14 protein-coding genes are annotated in these 14,167 nt (G+C 72.6%); 7 read left to right on the plus strand and 7 right to left on the minus strand.

Translation table 11 applies throughout. The annotated features are described in order from the left end of the window. Positions 1-7: 7 nt before the first annotated feature. The 3 genes from ACZ592_RS18540 to ACZ592_RS18550 form a co-directional block, all read right to left on the minus strand. Positions 8-1,498 carry a PTS transporter subunit EIIC gene (locus ACZ592_RS18540; RefSeq protein WP_471582629.1) on the minus strand — a complete coding sequence of 497 codons (1,491 nt, stop codon included), beginning with the start codon at positions 1,496-1,498 and terminating at the stop codon, positions 8-10. A 55-nt stretch (positions 1,499-1,553) separates the two neighbouring features. Beyond that, entirely contained in the window at positions 1,554-2,540 is a 987-nt protein-coding gene (murQ, locus tag ACZ592_RS18545) for an N-acetylmuramic acid 6-phosphate etherase (RefSeq protein WP_471582630.1), read from the minus strand. Positions 2,541-2,628: 88 nt separating this feature from the next. Continuing rightward, entirely contained in the window at positions 2,629-3,552 is a 924-nt protein-coding gene (locus ACZ592_RS18550; protein WP_471582631.1) for a MurR/RpiR family transcriptional regulator, read from the minus strand. A gap of 109 nt (positions 3,553-3,661) precedes the next feature. Here ACZ592_RS18550 and ACZ592_RS18555 point away from each other — a divergent pair, with 109 nt between their 5' ends. The 3 genes from ACZ592_RS18555 to ACZ592_RS18565 all read left to right on the plus strand — a co-directional run bounded on the left by ACZ592_RS18555 (position 3,662) and on the right by ACZ592_RS18565 (position 4,647). Further along, positions 3,662-4,018 (plus strand): hypothetical protein, encoded by a 357-nt coding sequence (locus ACZ592_RS18555; RefSeq protein ID WP_471582632.1) that lies wholly within the window; start codon positions 3,662-3,664, stop codon positions 4,016-4,018. Then, complete coding sequence (locus ACZ592_RS18560) at positions 4,015-4,281, plus strand: DUF4031 domain-containing protein (protein ID WP_471582633.1); 267 nt, start codon at positions 4,015-4,017, stop codon at positions 4,279-4,281. Before ACZ592_RS18555 ends, ACZ592_RS18560 begins: the two co-directional genes overlap by 4 nt. 63 nt (positions 4,282-4,344) lie before the next feature. Continuing rightward, positions 4,345-4,647 carry an NIPSNAP family protein gene (locus tag ACZ592_RS18565; RefSeq protein ID WP_471582634.1) on the plus strand — a complete coding sequence of 101 codons (303 nt, stop codon included), beginning with the start codon at positions 4,345-4,347 and terminating at the stop codon, positions 4,645-4,647. An 18-nt stretch (positions 4,648-4,665) separates the two neighbouring features. Here ACZ592_RS18565 and ACZ592_RS18570 read toward each other — a convergent pair whose 3' ends face one another. From ACZ592_RS18570 to ACZ592_RS18580, 3 genes are all read right to left on the minus strand, one after another. After that, the gene (locus ACZ592_RS18570; protein ID WP_471583002.1) at positions 4,666-5,892 is read right to left on the minus strand and encodes a Cmx/CmrA family chloramphenicol efflux MFS transporter; all 1,227 of its coding nucleotides are present in this window, start codon (positions 5,890-5,892) and stop codon (positions 4,666-4,668) included. Positions 5,893-6,342: 450 nt separating this feature from the next. Further along, on the minus strand, positions 6,343-7,419 hold the full coding sequence (locus ACZ592_RS18575) for a GNAT family N-acetyltransferase (RefSeq protein ID WP_471582635.1): 1,077 nt from the start codon (positions 7,417-7,419) through the stop codon (positions 6,343-6,345). Between the two features lie 43 nt (positions 7,420-7,462). After that, positions 7,463-8,176 carry an HD domain-containing protein gene (locus tag ACZ592_RS18580; RefSeq protein ID WP_471582636.1) on the minus strand — a complete coding sequence of 238 codons (714 nt, stop codon included), beginning with the start codon at positions 8,174-8,176 and terminating at the stop codon, positions 7,463-7,465. Between the two features lie 141 nt (positions 8,177-8,317). Between ACZ592_RS18580 and ACZ592_RS18585 the strand changes: the two genes are divergently transcribed. Both ACZ592_RS18585 and ACZ592_RS18590 read left to right on the plus strand, forming a co-directional pair. Continuing rightward, complete coding sequence (locus ACZ592_RS18585; protein ID WP_471582637.1) at positions 8,318-8,995, plus strand: maleylpyruvate isomerase family mycothiol-dependent enzyme; 678 nt, start codon at positions 8,318-8,320, stop codon at positions 8,993-8,995. Positions 8,996-9,124: 129 nt separating this feature from the next. Further along, a complete protein-coding gene (locus tag ACZ592_RS18590; protein ID WP_471582638.1) occupies positions 9,125-9,778 on the plus strand; it encodes a CatB-related O-acetyltransferase in 654 nt (217 codons plus the stop codon). 33 nt (positions 9,779-9,811) lie between these two features. Here ACZ592_RS18590 and ACZ592_RS18595 read toward each other — a convergent pair whose 3' ends face one another. Next, positions 9,812-10,774 (minus strand): hypothetical protein, encoded by a 963-nt coding sequence (locus ACZ592_RS18595; RefSeq protein WP_471582639.1) that lies wholly within the window; start codon positions 10,772-10,774, stop codon positions 9,812-9,814. 176 nt (positions 10,775-10,950) lie between these two features. On the opposite strand from ACZ592_RS18595, the gene ACZ592_RS18600 reads away from it, so the two are divergent. Together ACZ592_RS18600 and ACZ592_RS18605 are read left to right on the plus strand one after the other, a co-directional pair. Beyond that, on the plus strand, positions 10,951-13,254 hold the full coding sequence (locus ACZ592_RS18600) for a heavy metal translocating P-type ATPase (protein ID WP_471582640.1): 2,304 nt from the start codon (positions 10,951-10,953) through the stop codon (positions 13,252-13,254). Positions 13,255-13,477: 223 nt separating this feature from the next. Then, positions 13,478-14,167 carry a copper homeostasis protein CutC gene (locus tag ACZ592_RS18605; protein WP_471582641.1) on the plus strand — a complete coding sequence of 230 codons (690 nt, stop codon included), beginning with the start codon at positions 13,478-13,480 and terminating at the stop codon, positions 14,165-14,167.

Below are 14,167 nucleotides of genomic sequence, written 5' to 3' on the forward strand. Positions count from 1 at the left end.
TGTGGACTCAGACCGCCGCCGGCGCCTTCGCCGGCTCCGCCTCCGCCCGGGCCGCCGGGGACTCGCCCGCGTCGACATCCGCGTTCAGCTCCACCAGCATCTGCTTGCTGAAGCCGAAGAAGTACGTGGCGAAGAAGCCGACGAGGTAGCCGACCAGGAGGCCGCCGCCGTAGATGAGGACCGTCGGGCCGAGGCCCTTGGTGCCGTCCAGGAGCGGGAACAGCGCCCAGCCGGACGGGCCGATCGCCGTCGAGCCGACCTTGTCGCCGAGCATCGAGAAGAACCCGATGAACGCGCCGCCCGCCGCGCCGCCCACGCACGCCGTGACGAAGGGGCGGCCGAGGGGGAGCGAGACGCCGTAGATGAGCGGTTCGCCGACGCCCAGGAAGCCCGCGGGGAGCGCGGACTTGATCGTCGTACGGATCGACTTGTTGTGCTTGAGGCGCCGGTAGACCGCGATGGCGCAGCCGACCTGACCCGCGCCCGCCATCGCCAGGATGGGCAGCAGGACCGTGAAACCCTGCTGCTCGATGAGCGTGGTGTGGATGGGGATCAGGGCCTGGTGCAGGCCCAGCATGACGAGGGGGAGGAAGAGACCGCCGAGGACCAGGCCCGCGAACGCGCCCGTGTTGTCCAGGAGCCAGTTCGCCGCCGTGCCGATGCCCGTCGACACCTCGCCCGCGAGGAACATCAGGCCGAAGATCGTGACGAGGCCGGAGACCAGGACGGTGAGGGTGGGGGTGACCAGGACGTCCACCGCCTCCGGAACCCACTTCCTGCACCACTTCTCGACGTAGGTGGCCAGGACCGCGGCTCCGAGGGCGCCCAGAACGCCGCCCTGCCCCGGGGAGAGCTTCTGGCCGAACGCCTCGATGTTCGCGACGCCCGCGTACACGATGATCGCGGCGACCGCGCCGCCCAGGATCGGCGTACCGCCGAACTCCTTCGCCGTGTTGAAGCCGACGAACACCGCGATCAGCGCCATGAACCCGGAGGCGATGGCGGCGAGGGCCGGGGTGATGCCGGGCAGCCACTCCAGGTTGATGAGCAGTCCGTTGATGCCCGCGATGATGCCGCAGCCGATCAGGGCGGGGATCAGCGGCACGAAGATGTTCGCGATGCGGCGCAGGAAGAGCTTGAACGGGGTGGCGTTCTTCTCCTTGCGGGCCTGCCTGATCGCGGCACCCTGAGCCGCCAGCTCGTCGGCGGTCAGGGTGTGTTCGGCGGGAGCTGCGGTGCGCCCCTCCGCCACCAAGGCCTCGAACTCCGGGGTCACCCGGGCGACCGTGCCCGGGCCGAGCACGATCTGGTACGTCTCGTCCTCGACCACGCCCATCACCGCGGGCAGTGCCTTCAGCGCCTCGTCGTCGACGAGTGAGCGGTCGGCCAGCTCCAGGCGGAGCCGGGTCATGCAGTGGGCGAGGGAGTTGACGTTCTGGGCGCCGCCGACGAGGGGGAGGATCGCGGCGGCGGTGGCGCGGTTCTTGTCAGGTGCCATGGTGCGGTGCCTTGCTGTGCGGTGCCCGGGGGCGGGGTGGTTCGGACGTGCGGGGTCAGGTGGTGCGGGCGGCGTCGAGGGCCGCGCGGAGGTGCCCGTCGGCGGCGGCGAGCAGCTCGGCGGCGGCGGGCCCCTCGACCCGGCCGAGGATGGTGAGGATGGCGTTCTTCACCTCCCCGTCGGTCGCGGCGAGGGCCGCCTCGATCTCGTCGTCCCCGGCGCCGGTGGCGAGGGCGACGATGCGGCGGGAGCGTGCGCGCAGCTTCTCGTTGGAGGCGCGGACGTCCACCATCAGGTTTCCGTAGGTCTTGCCGAGGCGGATCATCGTGATCGTCGACAGCATGTTGAGGACGAGTTTCTGGGCCGTGCCCGCCTTCAACCGGGTGGAACCGGTGAGGAGTTCGGGGCCGACGACGACCTCGATGCCGTGCTCGGCGGCCGCCGCGAGGGCGCTGTCCGCGTTGCAGGACAGGCCGATGGTGAGCGCGCCGCAGCGCCGGCGGGCGTGCTCGACGGCGCCGATCGCGTACGGGGTGCGGCCCGACGCGGAGATGCCGACGACGATGTCGTCCGAGGTCAGGTTCAGCGCGTCCAGGTCCTCGGCGGCCAGCTCCTTGCTGTCCTCCGCGCCCTCGACCGCCGTCACCATGGCGCTCGGGCCGCCCGCGATCAGGCCGACGACCTCGCTGGGGTCGGTGTTGAAGGTGGGCGGGCACTCGGAGGCGTCGAGGACCCCGAGCCGGCCCGCGGTGCCCGCGCCCGCGTAGATCAGCCGGCCGCCGCGGGCCATGCGCTCGGCGGTGTCGTCGATGGCGGCGGCGATCGCGGGCAGCTGCTTGGCGACGGCGGCCGGAACGGTGGCGTCCTCACCGTTCATGATCTTCGCGATCTCCGGCGTGGGCAGCCGGTCGATCTCGGAGAGCTCGGGGCGGAACGCCTCGGTGGTGAGGGTGGCGAGCTGGGCGCGGAGCTCGCCGTAGGTGTCGTCGCCCTGGGAGTCGCCCTGCGGGGCGGGGGTGGCGGCGTCGGTGGTGGAGGTCATGGCGTCTGCGGCTCTTTCGTGTCCGGTACGGGGAGGGGGAGGGATTCAAGGAGAGGGATCGGTGAGGGGGCCCTGGCTCGTGGGCGGCTCAGCGGCTGCCGCCGCGCGGGCTGTGGCGGTGCGCGAGCGCTTCGTAGGATGCGGCGAGCGCGGGGGCCGCCGTCTCGTACGTACGCTGGGCGACGCCCACGAACAGGCAGTCCACGACGAGGAGTTGGCTCGTACGGGACGACATCGCGGCGGGGCGCAGCTCGCTCTCGCGGGCGGTGGAGGTCGTCAGTATGTGATCGGCGTACTGCGAGACGGCCGCGCCGGGCCGCCCGGTGATCGCGATCGTGGTCGCCCCGTGCTCGAAGGCGACCCGCAGCGGCTCGATGACGTCACCCGTCGAACCGGAGTGGGTGATCGCGATGGCCACGTCCTTGGCGCGCAGCGTCACGGCGTTGGTGACGGCCAGGTGCGGGTCGGAGTGCGCGTGCGCGATGTGCCCGATGCGGAGCAGCTTCTGCGCGAGGTCCTGGGCGACGAGGCCCGAGGCGGCGACGCCGTAGATCTCCACGCGGCGGGCGGTGGCGAGGGCGGCGACGGCGGCGCCGAGCTGCACGGTGTCGAGCCCGGCGGCGGTGTCGGCGAGGGTCTGCTGCTCGTCGTAGGCGAGCTTGGCCACGACGTCCGCGATCGGGTCGTCGACGGCGATGTCCGCGGTGACGGCGGGCGCGCGCCCCGACTGCTGCTGGGCGGCGAGCCCGGCGAGCGCGAGGCGCAGGTCCCGGTAGCCGGGGTAGCCGAGGAGGCGGGCGGTGCGCACGACCGTCGCCTCGCTGGTGCCGGTGAGTTCGGCGAGGCCGGTGACCGTGAGGGCGGCGCACCCCGCGGGGTCCTTGGCGACGGCCTCGGCGACGCGCTGCATGGAGCGGGTCATCGACGGCGCCAGGGTCCGCACCTTGGCCGCGAGGGCGGCGGGGGCGGGGGGCGCGGCACCCGCGAAAATTTCCTTCACATCATTGGTCACATCTGAAAGATATTTTCGGACAGGTGACCGGTCAAGACCCCATTGGTCCCGGGATCGGCCGGGACCTCGGTCGTTTTCCGTCCGGGGTGTGCGGGGCGACAATGGCGGCATGGACACGATCGACCCCCTGGAGCAGGCGTTGCACGCCGCCCGCGCACTGGTCCTCGCCGACCTCGTCACCCGCGAGGTCGCGGAGGCCGAGGTCGTCTCGCTGGTCGAGGAGGCGGTCGCACACCGCCGCTGGTGGGTCGAGCAGTGGCCCGAGGGCGTCGAGTACGTCGCCGGGCTCGTCGCCCAGGACGTCCAGGACGCCCTCCTGGAACGTTACGGACGCTGGCCCCTGTGCCCCGTCTGCGGCTCCGGCGACCCGCACGCGCTCGACGTGGAACCGGAGCTCGGGCCCGACCCGCACTGGGTGTGCGGGAAGGCGGGCGTGGTCGTGGCGCCGGTGGGCGGCCTGTCGTGACGGTCTACATCGACCCGCCGGCCTGGCCCGGACACGGCCGCATGTGGTCCCACCTGGTCAGCGACGTCTCCTTCGAGGAACTCCACGCCTTCGCCGCGTCGGTCGGCTGCCCGCCCCGCGCCTTCGAACGCGACCACTACGACGTGCCGTCCCACCGCTACGACGACGCGGTGCGCGCCGGCGCGGTGGAGATCGGCTCCAAGGAACTGGTGCGCAGGCTCACGGGGGCCGGGTTGCGGCGGCCGAAGGGGCGGCCTGCCTAGGGGGCAGGGTGCCGGCCTGTCCGTGCCTGGGCGCGGGTGCTTCGTGCGCCTAGGGTCGGGCGCATGATCACCGTTCATCTGAAGTACGAGATCGACCCGGACCGCATCGCCGACTTCGAGGAGTACGGCCGCCGCTGGGTCGGCCTCGTCAACCGCTTCGGCGGCACGCACCACGGCTACTTCCTGCCGAGCGAGGGCGACAGCGACATCGCGTACGCCCTCTTCTCCTTCCCGAGCCTCGCCGCGTACGAGCAGTACCGCACGGACAGCACGACGGACCCCGCATGCCAGGAGGCGTTCGAGCTGGCGCGGCGGACGGGGTGCATCAGGCGGTACGAGCGGAGGTTCTTGCGGCCGCTGGAGTGAGGGCGGGGGCAGCAGGAATCAGTGGGTCGCGGACGCCTCGGACTCCACAGCGGTGTCCGCCACGGTGCGGGTCGAGGACGCCGTGACCACGCGACTGGGGCTCGTGCGGTGCAGGCGGAGGGAGAGGGTCACCGCCACGATGGCCACCGCCGTCATCGCCGCGCCCGCCCACGCCGTCGCGCCGTAGCCGAGCTTCAGGTCGATCACCGTGCCGCCCAGCCAGGGGCCGCCCGTGTTGCCCAGGTTGAACGCCGCCGTCGTCGTCGCGCCCGCGAGCGTGGGGGCGGCGCCCGCCACGTTGAACATGCGGGCGTTCAGCGCCGGGGCCGTGTAGAACGCGGAGACGCCGAGCAGGAAGCTCAGCGTGATCGCCGCCGCGGGGGTGGCGGCGAAAAGGGCCAGTGAGACGAGGAAGACCGTGGACGCGGCGATGCCGCTCAGCAGGACGCCGAAGAGGTGGGCGTCCGCCACCCGGCCGCCGATCATCGTGCCGACCAGCGCGCCCACGCCGAAGAGGCCGAGGACCGAAGGGACCCAGCTCTCGGAGAGACCCGCCACGTCCGTCAGGAGCGGGGACAGGTACGAGAACGCGCAGAACACGCCGCCCGCCGCGAGCGCGGTCACGGCTATGGACAGCCAGACCTGGCGGTCCCCGTAGATCGACAGCTCCTTCTTCAGCTGCGGCTTCTCCGCGGGGAGCGGGATGCGGGGGATGAGGGTGAGCACGCCCACGAGCGCGATCGCGGAGGCGGCGCCGACCGCCCAGAACGCGGAGCGCCAGCCGAAGTTCTCCCCCAGGAAGGCGCCCGCCGGGACGCCGAGCACGTTCGCGATGGACAGGCCGCCGATCATCACCGCCATGGCGCGGGCGCGCTGGTTGAACTCGACCATCGCGATGGCGACGGCCGCGCCGACCGCCCAGAACCCCGCGCAGGCGAGGGCGCTGACGACGCGGGACGCGAAGAGGATCTCGTAGGTCGGCGCGAGGGCGCCGGCGACCTGGCCGAGGCCGAAGACCGTGATGAGCGTGATCAGGGTCGTGCGGCGGGGGAGGCGGAGGGTGGCCACGGCGAGGAGCGGGGCGCCGATGACCATGCCGATGGCGAAGGCGGAGATGAGGAGGCCCGCACGCGGGATGGAGACGTTCATGTCGTCGGCGATGGGCGGGAGCAGGCCGGAGAGCATGAACTCGCTGGTACCGAGGGCGAAGACGGCCAGGCCGAGCATGTACACGGCTACGGGCATTCGAGTGGGGACGGAGTTCGGCATAACAGTAGTGAACGCCGAGTTGGCTGCTGACATTCCTTGGGCGGTGTGTCTTCGGGTGCGTTGTGGCTTGTCGCGCAGTTCCTCGCGCCCCTAAAGGCCCACCCGCCGCTGGGGGGCCGGACGCTTGGCGGGTGCGGGTGCGTTGTGGCTTGTCGCGCCGTTCCCCGCGCCCCTAAAGGCCACTCGCCCCTGCGGGGCTTGTCCACCACCGATGGCCGGCAGTCGCACGCGCGCCCGAGGGGGCGCGGGGGTATGTGCGCACGGAGCACTGAGCGGACTGTGGCGTCTTTGTTCTTGAGGCGTGGCGCAGGGATAGCGAGTACGTACATACCCCCGCGACCCCGCCCCACAGCCGGACCCCAGGGGCGCGGGGAACTGCGCGACAAGCCACGACGAACCCGCAGACGAAAACGCACCCAGGACCGTTCAAGCCCGGCGCAGACCGTACGCGAAGTTGGTGTCGCGGTCCGGGAGGCGGATGTAACCCGCCCGCGCCGCCACCGCCTGCGAGGGCGTGTTCCAGGGTTCGACCACGGCGAGGAGCGACGTCACCTCGGGGTGCGTGAAGGCCCACTGCGAGAGCGAGCGCAGCGCCCCCGACGCGTAGCCCCGCCCCCGCGCCCCGGGAACGAGGTCGTACCCGACCTCCACGCACCCGTTCTCGTCCGGCGGCCCGTGGAAGCCCATGCCGCCCACCGCCAGCTCGTCGTCCGTGCGGACCAGCGCGTACATGCCCCACTCGGGGCGGTACACCCCGGAGGCGTACGCCTTCGTGACCATCTCCGCGGCCGTCCGCGTCCCCTCGAAGGGGCCGCCGTCGAGCCAGGTGAGCCCGCCCGTGCCGCCCACGGCGAGGTCCGCCGCGGCCGCGGGCGTCACCTCGCGCAGGTCGACCGGGCCGGCCGGCAGCGAGTGGGCGTTGTGCCAGTGCCACTGCGCGAGCCGGGTGCGGCCCGGCAGCGTGCCGCGGCCCGTCGCCCACAGGAGCGTCGTCCAGGGCGTGGAGCCCGCGGGGGCCGGCGGCACGTGCGGGAAGAGGTGGGCGAGGAGTGCCTCGCAGAGCGGGGTGGGCGGCTCCGCGTCGACGCCGAGCGCCTGCGCGATGTCGTACGTGTGGAGCAGGACCTCCGCCACACCCATCGCCGCGAAGCCCGCCGCGTCCGAGCCGCCGGAGGGGTAGGGGTGGTAGGCGCGGACCCCGCGGGGCGTCGTGCGGACGGCCGCCGCGAGTATCCGGCCCATCGCCTCGATCGTGCGGATCGCGCCCTCGGGGTCGATGTCTTCGTCGAGGGTGATGTCGAACGGGAGGTAGGAGTCGGTGGCCCGGCCCGTCAGCTGGGTCGCGTACCCGATGAAGTCGCCCGTGATGTGTTCCGCCGTCTTCAGGCAGCTCCAGTCGAGCCCGTCCGCGGGGCGGCTCCAGTCCTGGTCAGCCGCCCCACGCAGCACCTTCGCCGCGTGCACGACGGCCTCGTCGATCCGGTCCCCACCCATGAGCAGCATGCGCCGAGCGTACGGGAGGGGGCCCGTGGAAGCGGAGGGATTTTCAGGGGGACGGCGGGGACGGCGGGGGCGGCGGAGACGGAGGGGACGGCGGGGACAGAAGCGTCAGCTCCGTCGCCAGGTTCGCGCGGGCCGGCTCCTCCCAGTGGGCCGTCCCGTACGGGGTCCTGAACAGGCGCGGGAGGGAGATCAACTGGCGCAGCACGTCCGCCCTTCCCGCGCGGAACGCCTCGTCCGGCACGAAGCCGTACTCCTCCCGGACCGCGGCCGCGTAGGCGGCGTACGCGTCCGAGGGGGCCGCCAGGATCGCCAGGTCCGCGTCGCACAGAGCCTCGCCGTTGCGGTCGCCCTCGTCGGGGTCGTGCGTGACGGTGAGGCGGACCAGGCGGGCCACCTCCGCGGTCTGGTCCGGCGTCAGACCGGCCTCGGGCAGCGCGCGTTCGGCGAGGCGGGCCGAGCGTTCCTCGTTCTCGGAGCGGTCGGGCGCGTACACCGCGTCGTGGAACCACGCTGCCAGGCGGACGAGTTCGGGGTCCTCGGCGTGCTCCTCCAGTGAGTCGAGGTGGTCGAGGACCGCCGCCAGGTGGGTGGTGGTGTGGTACCGGCGCTGCGGCTCGGACCAGCGGGCGAGGAGGCGCTGCGCGTAGGGCGCGGGGTCGGGGGCGGTCCGGCTCGCGCGGAGCAGGGTGACGGCCCACCGGGCGTGGAGGTCCTTGTCGGTGCCGGTGTCGGTCTCGCTGTCGTTGTCGTCGGCCATGGGGGGATTCTGTCATCGGAGGGTACGGGTAGGGGGTATGCCGGGAGTGTGCGGTCCCTCGGGGGCGCGTTGCCGGACCTGTCGTCGGACGTGTCGTCGGACGCGTTGTCCTGCGCGGGCGCAGGCTGTTGGGTGGTGGTCATGAACGCCATCGACGAGACGTACGAACCCGACCGCGCGGGACGCCTCCTGCTCACCGAACGCGACGCCCTCATACCGCTGTTGCGGGCCGCACCCGACGAGGCGTACGCGGTCCGCACCTGTTGTCCGGGCTGGACCGTGCGGCACGTGCTCGCGCACTGCGGCTCCGCGCTGATGCGTGTGATCGAGAGCCGGTTCGAGGAGGGCGTGTACTCGCCGGAGAGCAACGAGCGCGACATCGCCGAGCGCGCCGACTGGCCGAACTCCCGCGTCGTGGACGAGCTGGAGCGCGGCATGACGGAGGTCGGTCCCGTTCTCGCCGCCGCCAAGGGGCGCCTGGACGGCGTCGCGCTGGGGGAGTGGGTGCACGCCGGGGACGTACGGGAGGCGTGGGGCAGGCCGGGGGCGTACGGCGGGGACGGGCTGCCGGACGCGCTGCACCTGCTCGGACACTTCAGCAGGTCGCGCAGCGCCGTCGCGCCGGTGCCGCAGGTGCACGCCGACGTCGACGGTCGCGACGAGCCGCTGACCCTGGGCGCCGGGGACGGCAAGCGGACGCCGGCCCGCTACATCGGGGACGCGCCGACGCTGGTGCGGATCTGCGCCGGGCGGCCCCTGACCGGCACGCGGTACGAGCTCGCGGGCGCCACGGAAAAGGAGTTGACGCTCTTCGGCTGAGACGGATCATGAGGGGGCCCGTCCGTTCACTTGCCCTCGGATTCGTCGAATCCGTCGGGGCCGTCGGGGCCGTCGAATCCGTCGGGTCCGTCGGATCCGACCACCTGCCTGCCAAGGAGCCGCTGCGCGATGTCTTCCGGTGCCGTCGTACCCGCCGACCCGAACGTGGTGCACCCGATGCCCGGCCAGGAGCGCGTCGTGCTGCTCAAGCCGCTCGTGACCTCGCCGCTGATCGACGTGGGGGACTTCTCGTACTACGACGATCCCGACGACCCGACCGCCTTCGAGACGAAGAACGTGCTCTACCACTACGGGCCCGAGCGGCTGGTCATCGGCAAGTACTGCGCGCTGGGGGAGGGCGTGCGGTTCATCATGAACGGCGCCAACCACCGGATGGACGGGCCCTCGACGTTCCCCTTCCCGATCATGGGCGGGTCCTGGAGCGACCACTTCGACCTGATCTCCGGGCTGCCGGGGCGCGGTGACACCGTCGTCGGCAACGACGTCTGGTTCGGCTACCGCTCGACCGTCATGCCGGGCGTCCGCATCGGGCACGGCGCGATCATCGCGTCGGGCGCCGTGGTCGTCGACGACGTGCCCGACTACGGCATCGTCGGCGGCAACCCGGCGAAGCTCATCCGGCACCGGTTCCCCGCCGCCGACATCGAGCGGCTGCTCGAACTCGCCTGGTGGGACTGGCCCGCCGAGCATCTGACCACGCACATCCGGACCGTCATGTCGGGCAGCGTCGACGAACTGGCGGCCGTGGCGCCGGCCGTCTAGGGCGGTGGGATTCCGGGCGAGGGCCATCCGGTGTCAGTGCCGGTGGCCCTCGTCCTTCCGCGTCTCGCCCTGCTTCTGGGCGTCGTCGCCACCCGCGTGCACCGTGAACTCCGCCGTACGCACCGTGCCCTCGTGCTTGAAGTCCAGGAACAGGCGGTACGCGCCCTTGCTCGGCGCCGCCGTCGCGAACGAGATGCCGGGGCCCGCCTTCGTCCTGCCGTCGCCGGGCGTGCCGTTCGGGTGCACGTGGAGGTAGGCGAGGTCGCCCGCGCGAAGGGCCACCAGGTGGCCGTACGCGCCCAGGTAGGGCTGCAGGTCGGGCACCGGCCTGCCGTTCTTCGCCACGTCCAGCGTGAGATCACCGCCCGCCCCCGTCTTCAACTCGCCCTTCAGCGTGACGTCGTAGCCGTCGACCCGCGCGGTCGTGCTGTGCGCGGGCAGCTCCTTCGGCTCGTACGCGCCCGCGACCCCGAGGTCCGTCCCCAGTGTCAGGCCCTCCTTCGCGCCCTCGGGGCGGAAGTCGGCGAAAACGCGGTAGCCGCCCGCCTCGGGCAGCCGGACCGAAGTCGACCAGGTGCCGTCCGCCGCGCGGCTCGGGTGCAGATGACGGTAGGTCGTCAGGTCGCGTGAGGCGACGATGAGGTGCAGCTCCTTGTCGTGCTCCTTCTGGTACGCGGTCACGTTGCGGCCCGACGCGTCCTGGACGACCGCGAAGCGCAGCCGCTGCTCCTTGCCCGCCTCGATCCGCTTGTCCTTGAGGTCGAGCGTGTAGCCGCGGTCGGAGATCTGCAGGCCGGCGGGGGTGCTCGCGCCGTGCGCCGGGTCTGTCCGGTCCGTCGTGCGCTCTTGCGGGGTGCCCTCCTCCTTCTCGTGTTCTCCGTGTGCCGTCTGCGGCTTCTCCGTCACGGGGTCGATGCCCTTGCCCACGCCGTACGCGGTGCCGAAGGTCGCGGCGACGGTGGCGGCGAATGCGGTGATCTTCAGTCCGGTGTTCATGGGGGCTCCCTTTGGTGGTCCCGGGTGGGCTCGATGACGTCGAACATACCCCCTAGGGGTATGAAGTCAAGTGGGGCTCACCCTTGCGCGCAATACCCCCCAGGGGTATACATGGATCTCGACATCCATACCCGGCCCGGGTATCTGATTCGTTCCTCGCTCGCACGGGAGTCCTCATGGCCGCGTTCACCACCCCCACAGGCGCCCCCGACGCGGGGCCCGCCGCCCCCGCCGCGGAGGTCGAACTCGCCATCGGCGGCATGACCTGCGCCTCCTGCGCCGCCCGCATCGAGAAGAAGCTCAACCGCATGGACGGCGTCGAGGCGACCGTCAACTACGCCACCGAGAAGGCCAAGGTCACCTACCGCGGCGATGACGTCTCCGTGCGGGACCTGATCTCCACCGTCGAAGCCACCGGCTACACCGCGCAGGAGCCCGCGCCGCCCCGCGCGGAGCCCCCGGAAGGCGGGGGCGGGGGAGAGGAGGCGGAGGGCGACGGCCTGCGGTCGCTGCGGCAGCGGCTCATCGCCGCCGTGCTGCTCTCCACGCCGGTCATCGCCATGGCGATGGTTCCCGCGCTGCAGTTCGAGTACTGGCAGTGGCTCTCGCTCACCCTCGCCGCGCCCGTCGTGACATACGCGGCCTGGCCCTTCCACAAGGCGGCCTTCACCAACGCCCGGCACGGCGCGGCCACCATGGACACGCTGATCTCGGTCGGCACGTCGGCTGCCTTCCTCTGGTCCCTGTGGGCGCTCTTCCTCGGCTCCGCGGGCACCCCCGGCATGACGCACCCCTTCGAGCTGACCATCGCCAGGAGCGACGGCGCGGGGAACATCTACCTGGAGGCGGCGGCCGGCGTCACCGCCTTCATCCTCGCCGGGCGGTACTTCGAGGCCCGCTCCAAGCGGAAGGCGGGCGCCGCCCTGAAGGCACTGCTCCGGCTCGGCGCCAAGGACGTCACCGTGGTGCGCGAGGACGGGCGTGAAGAGACCGTCCCGGTGGGGGAGCTGGCCGTCGGCGACCGCTTCCTGGTGCGGCCCGGCGAGAAGATCGCGACCGACGGCAAGGTCGTCGAGGGGTCCTCGGCCGTGGACGCCGCCATGCTCACCGGTGAGTCCGTGCCCGTCGAGGTCGCCGTCGGCGACGCCGTCACCGGTGCCACCCTCAACGTGGGCGGGCGCCTGGTCGTCGAGGCCACCCGCGTCGGCGCCGACACCCAGCTCGCCCGCATGGCCAGGCTCGTCGAGGACGCGCAGAACGGTAAGGCCGCCGCCCAGCGCCTGGCCGACCGGATCTCCGCGGTGTTCGTGCCCGTCGTCATCGGCCTGGCGCTCGCCACCCTCGGCTTCTGGCTCGGCAACGGCGCGGGCCTGACCGCCGCCTTCACCGCCGCCGTGGCCGTACTGATCATCGCCTGCCCGTGCGCCCTGGGCCTCGCCACCCCGACCGCCCTCATGGTCGGCACCGGCCGCGGCGCCCAGCTCGGCATCCTGATCAAGGGCCCCGAGGTCCTGGAGTCCACCCGCAAGGTCGACACCATCGTCCTGGACAAGACCGGCACCGTCACCACCGGCCGGATGACCCTGCTCGCCACCCACACCGCCGACGGCGTGACCGAGACCGACGCCCTGCGGCTCGCCGGCGCCCTGGAGCACTCGTCGGAGCACCCGATCGCGCAGGCCGTGGCCGCCGGAGCCGTCGCGGCGGCCGGCGAACTGCCCGCCCCCGAGGACTTCGCGAACATCGCGGGCCTGGGCGTGCAGGGCGTCGTGGAAGGTCACGCGGTCCTGGTCGGCCGGACCCAACTGCTCGCGGAGTGGGAGATCCACCTGCCCGCCGGGCTCGCGCGCGCCAAGGCCGAGGCCGAGGCGGCGGGACGTACCGCCGTCGCCGTCGCCTGGGACGGCGAGGCCCGCGCGGTCCTGGAGGTCGCCGACGCGGTCAAGGACACCAGCGCCGAGGCCGTCCGGCGGCTGCGCGCGCTCGGCCTCACCCCGATCCTGCTGACCGGCGACAACCGGGCCGTCGCGGCATCCGTCGCCGCCGAGGTCGGCATCGGCCCCGAGCACGTGATCGCCGAGGTCATGCCGCAGGACAAGGTCGACGTGGTGAAGCGGCTCCAGGGCGAGGGGCGCAGCGTCGCCATGGTCGGCGACGGTGTGAACGACGCGGCGGCCCTGGCCCAGGCCGACCTGGGGCTCGCGATGGGCACGGGCACGGACGCCGCGATCGAGGCCGGCGACCTGACGCTCGTCCGGGGCGACCTGCGGGCCGCGGCGGACGCGATCCGGCTCTCCCGCCGCACCCTCGGCACGATCAGGTCGAACCTCTTCTGGGCCTTCGCCTACAACGTCGGCGCGCTGCCGCTGGCCGCGGCGGGACTGCTCAACCCGATGATCGCGGGCGCGGCCATGGCCTTCTCGTCGGTCTTCGTGGTCGGCAACAGCCTGCGGCTGCGGGGGTTCAAGCCGTTGGCCTGAGGGGTGGCCCGAGCCTCGGAGGGGCCGTCCGCCTCGCGGCCTGTGGAGCCCCTCCCGTACCTCCGTTCACATCACCCCCTGTGAACACTTCTTCACCCCGGTGCGAGCGACTCGGCTCGCGTCGGGGTGTTCTGCGCGTAGGCTGGGTAATTGGACTAGACCTATGCCCAGGATTCCGGCGATCCTGCAGACCAGCCGCAGCGACGAGAAGGAAGAGACATCCATGAGCAAGCGTGCAGTCCTGGAGGTGATCGCCCTCGATGCCGAGGACGCCGTCGCCGCCCAGGCCGGCGGAGCGGACCGCCTAGAGCTGGTGACCGACATGGCGGCGGACGGCCTCACGCCGTCCCGCGAGACCTTCGCCGCGATCCGCTCCTCCGTCGGCATCTCGCTGCGCGTGATGCTCAGGCTGGCCGACGGGTTCGACGCGGGCGACGTCGACGAACTGGTGCGCCGCGCCCACGGGCTGCGGAGCGAGGGCGCCGACGAGTTCGTCCTCGGCTTCCTCGACGAGGCGGGCGGTGCCGACACGGCGGCCGTCGAGACGCTGGTCGACGCCCTCGACGGCTGCCGCTGGACTTTCCACCGGGCCATCGACCGCGCCGCCGACCGCGACGCCCTGCGCAAGCAACTCGCCGACCTGCCGGGCCTGGACACCTACCTCACCGCGGGTGCCGCCGCCGGCGTCGACGACGGGCTTCCCACCCTGCTCGCCGAAGCGGCCCGCCGCGGCGAGCCCGGCTACGAGCCGCAGCTCCTGATCGGCGGCGGACTGCGCCTCGACCACCTGCCGCGCCTGCGGGCCGCGGGCGTCGACGCGTTCCACATCGGCGGGGCCGCGCGGCCCGACGGCTGGTCGGCGCCGGTCTCCGCCGCGGCGGTCGCGCAATGGCGGGCCGCGCTCGACGGCTGA

Source organism: Streptomyces sp. NPDC040622 (assembly GCF_055593965.1).

Coding starts and splice junctions, on each gene's coding strand:
- ACZ592_RS18540 (WP_471582629.1), bottom strand. CDS start 1,498: ATGGCACCTGACAAGAACCGCGCCACCGCCGCCGCGATCCTCCCCCTC.
- murQ (WP_471582630.1), bottom strand. CDS start 2,540: ATGACCTCCACCACCGACGCCGCCACCCCCGCCCCGCAGGGCGACTCC.
- ACZ592_RS18555 (WP_471582632.1), top strand. CDS start 3,662: ATGGACACGATCGACCCCCTGGAGCAGGCGTTGCACGCCGCCCGCGCA.
- ACZ592_RS18565 (WP_471582634.1), top strand. CDS start 4,345: ATGATCACCGTTCATCTGAAGTACGAGATCGACCCGGACCGCATCGCC.
- ACZ592_RS18570 (WP_471583002.1), bottom strand. CDS start 5,892: ATGCCCGTAGCCGTGTACATGCTCGGCCTGGCCGTCTTCGCCCTCGGT.
- ACZ592_RS18575 (WP_471582635.1), bottom strand. CDS start 7,419: ATGCTGCTCATGGGTGGGGACCGGATCGACGAGGCCGTCGTGCACGCG.
- ACZ592_RS18580 (WP_471582636.1), bottom strand. CDS start 8,176: ATGGCCGACGACAACGACAGCGAGACCGACACCGGCACCGACAAGGAC.
- ACZ592_RS18585 (WP_471582637.1), top strand. CDS start 8,318: ATGAACGCCATCGACGAGACGTACGAACCCGACCGCGCGGGACGCCTC.
- ACZ592_RS18590 (WP_471582638.1), top strand. CDS start 9,125: ATGTCTTCCGGTGCCGTCGTACCCGCCGACCCGAACGTGGTGCACCCG.
- ACZ592_RS18595 (WP_471582639.1), bottom strand. CDS start 10,774: ATGAACACCGGACTGAAGATCACCGCATTCGCCGCCACCGTCGCCGCG.
- ACZ592_RS18600 (WP_471582640.1), top strand. CDS start 10,951: ATGGCCGCGTTCACCACCCCCACAGGCGCCCCCGACGCGGGGCCCGCC.
- ACZ592_RS18605 (WP_471582641.1), top strand. CDS start 13,478: ATGAGCAAGCGTGCAGTCCTGGAGGTGATCGCCCTCGATGCCGAGGAC.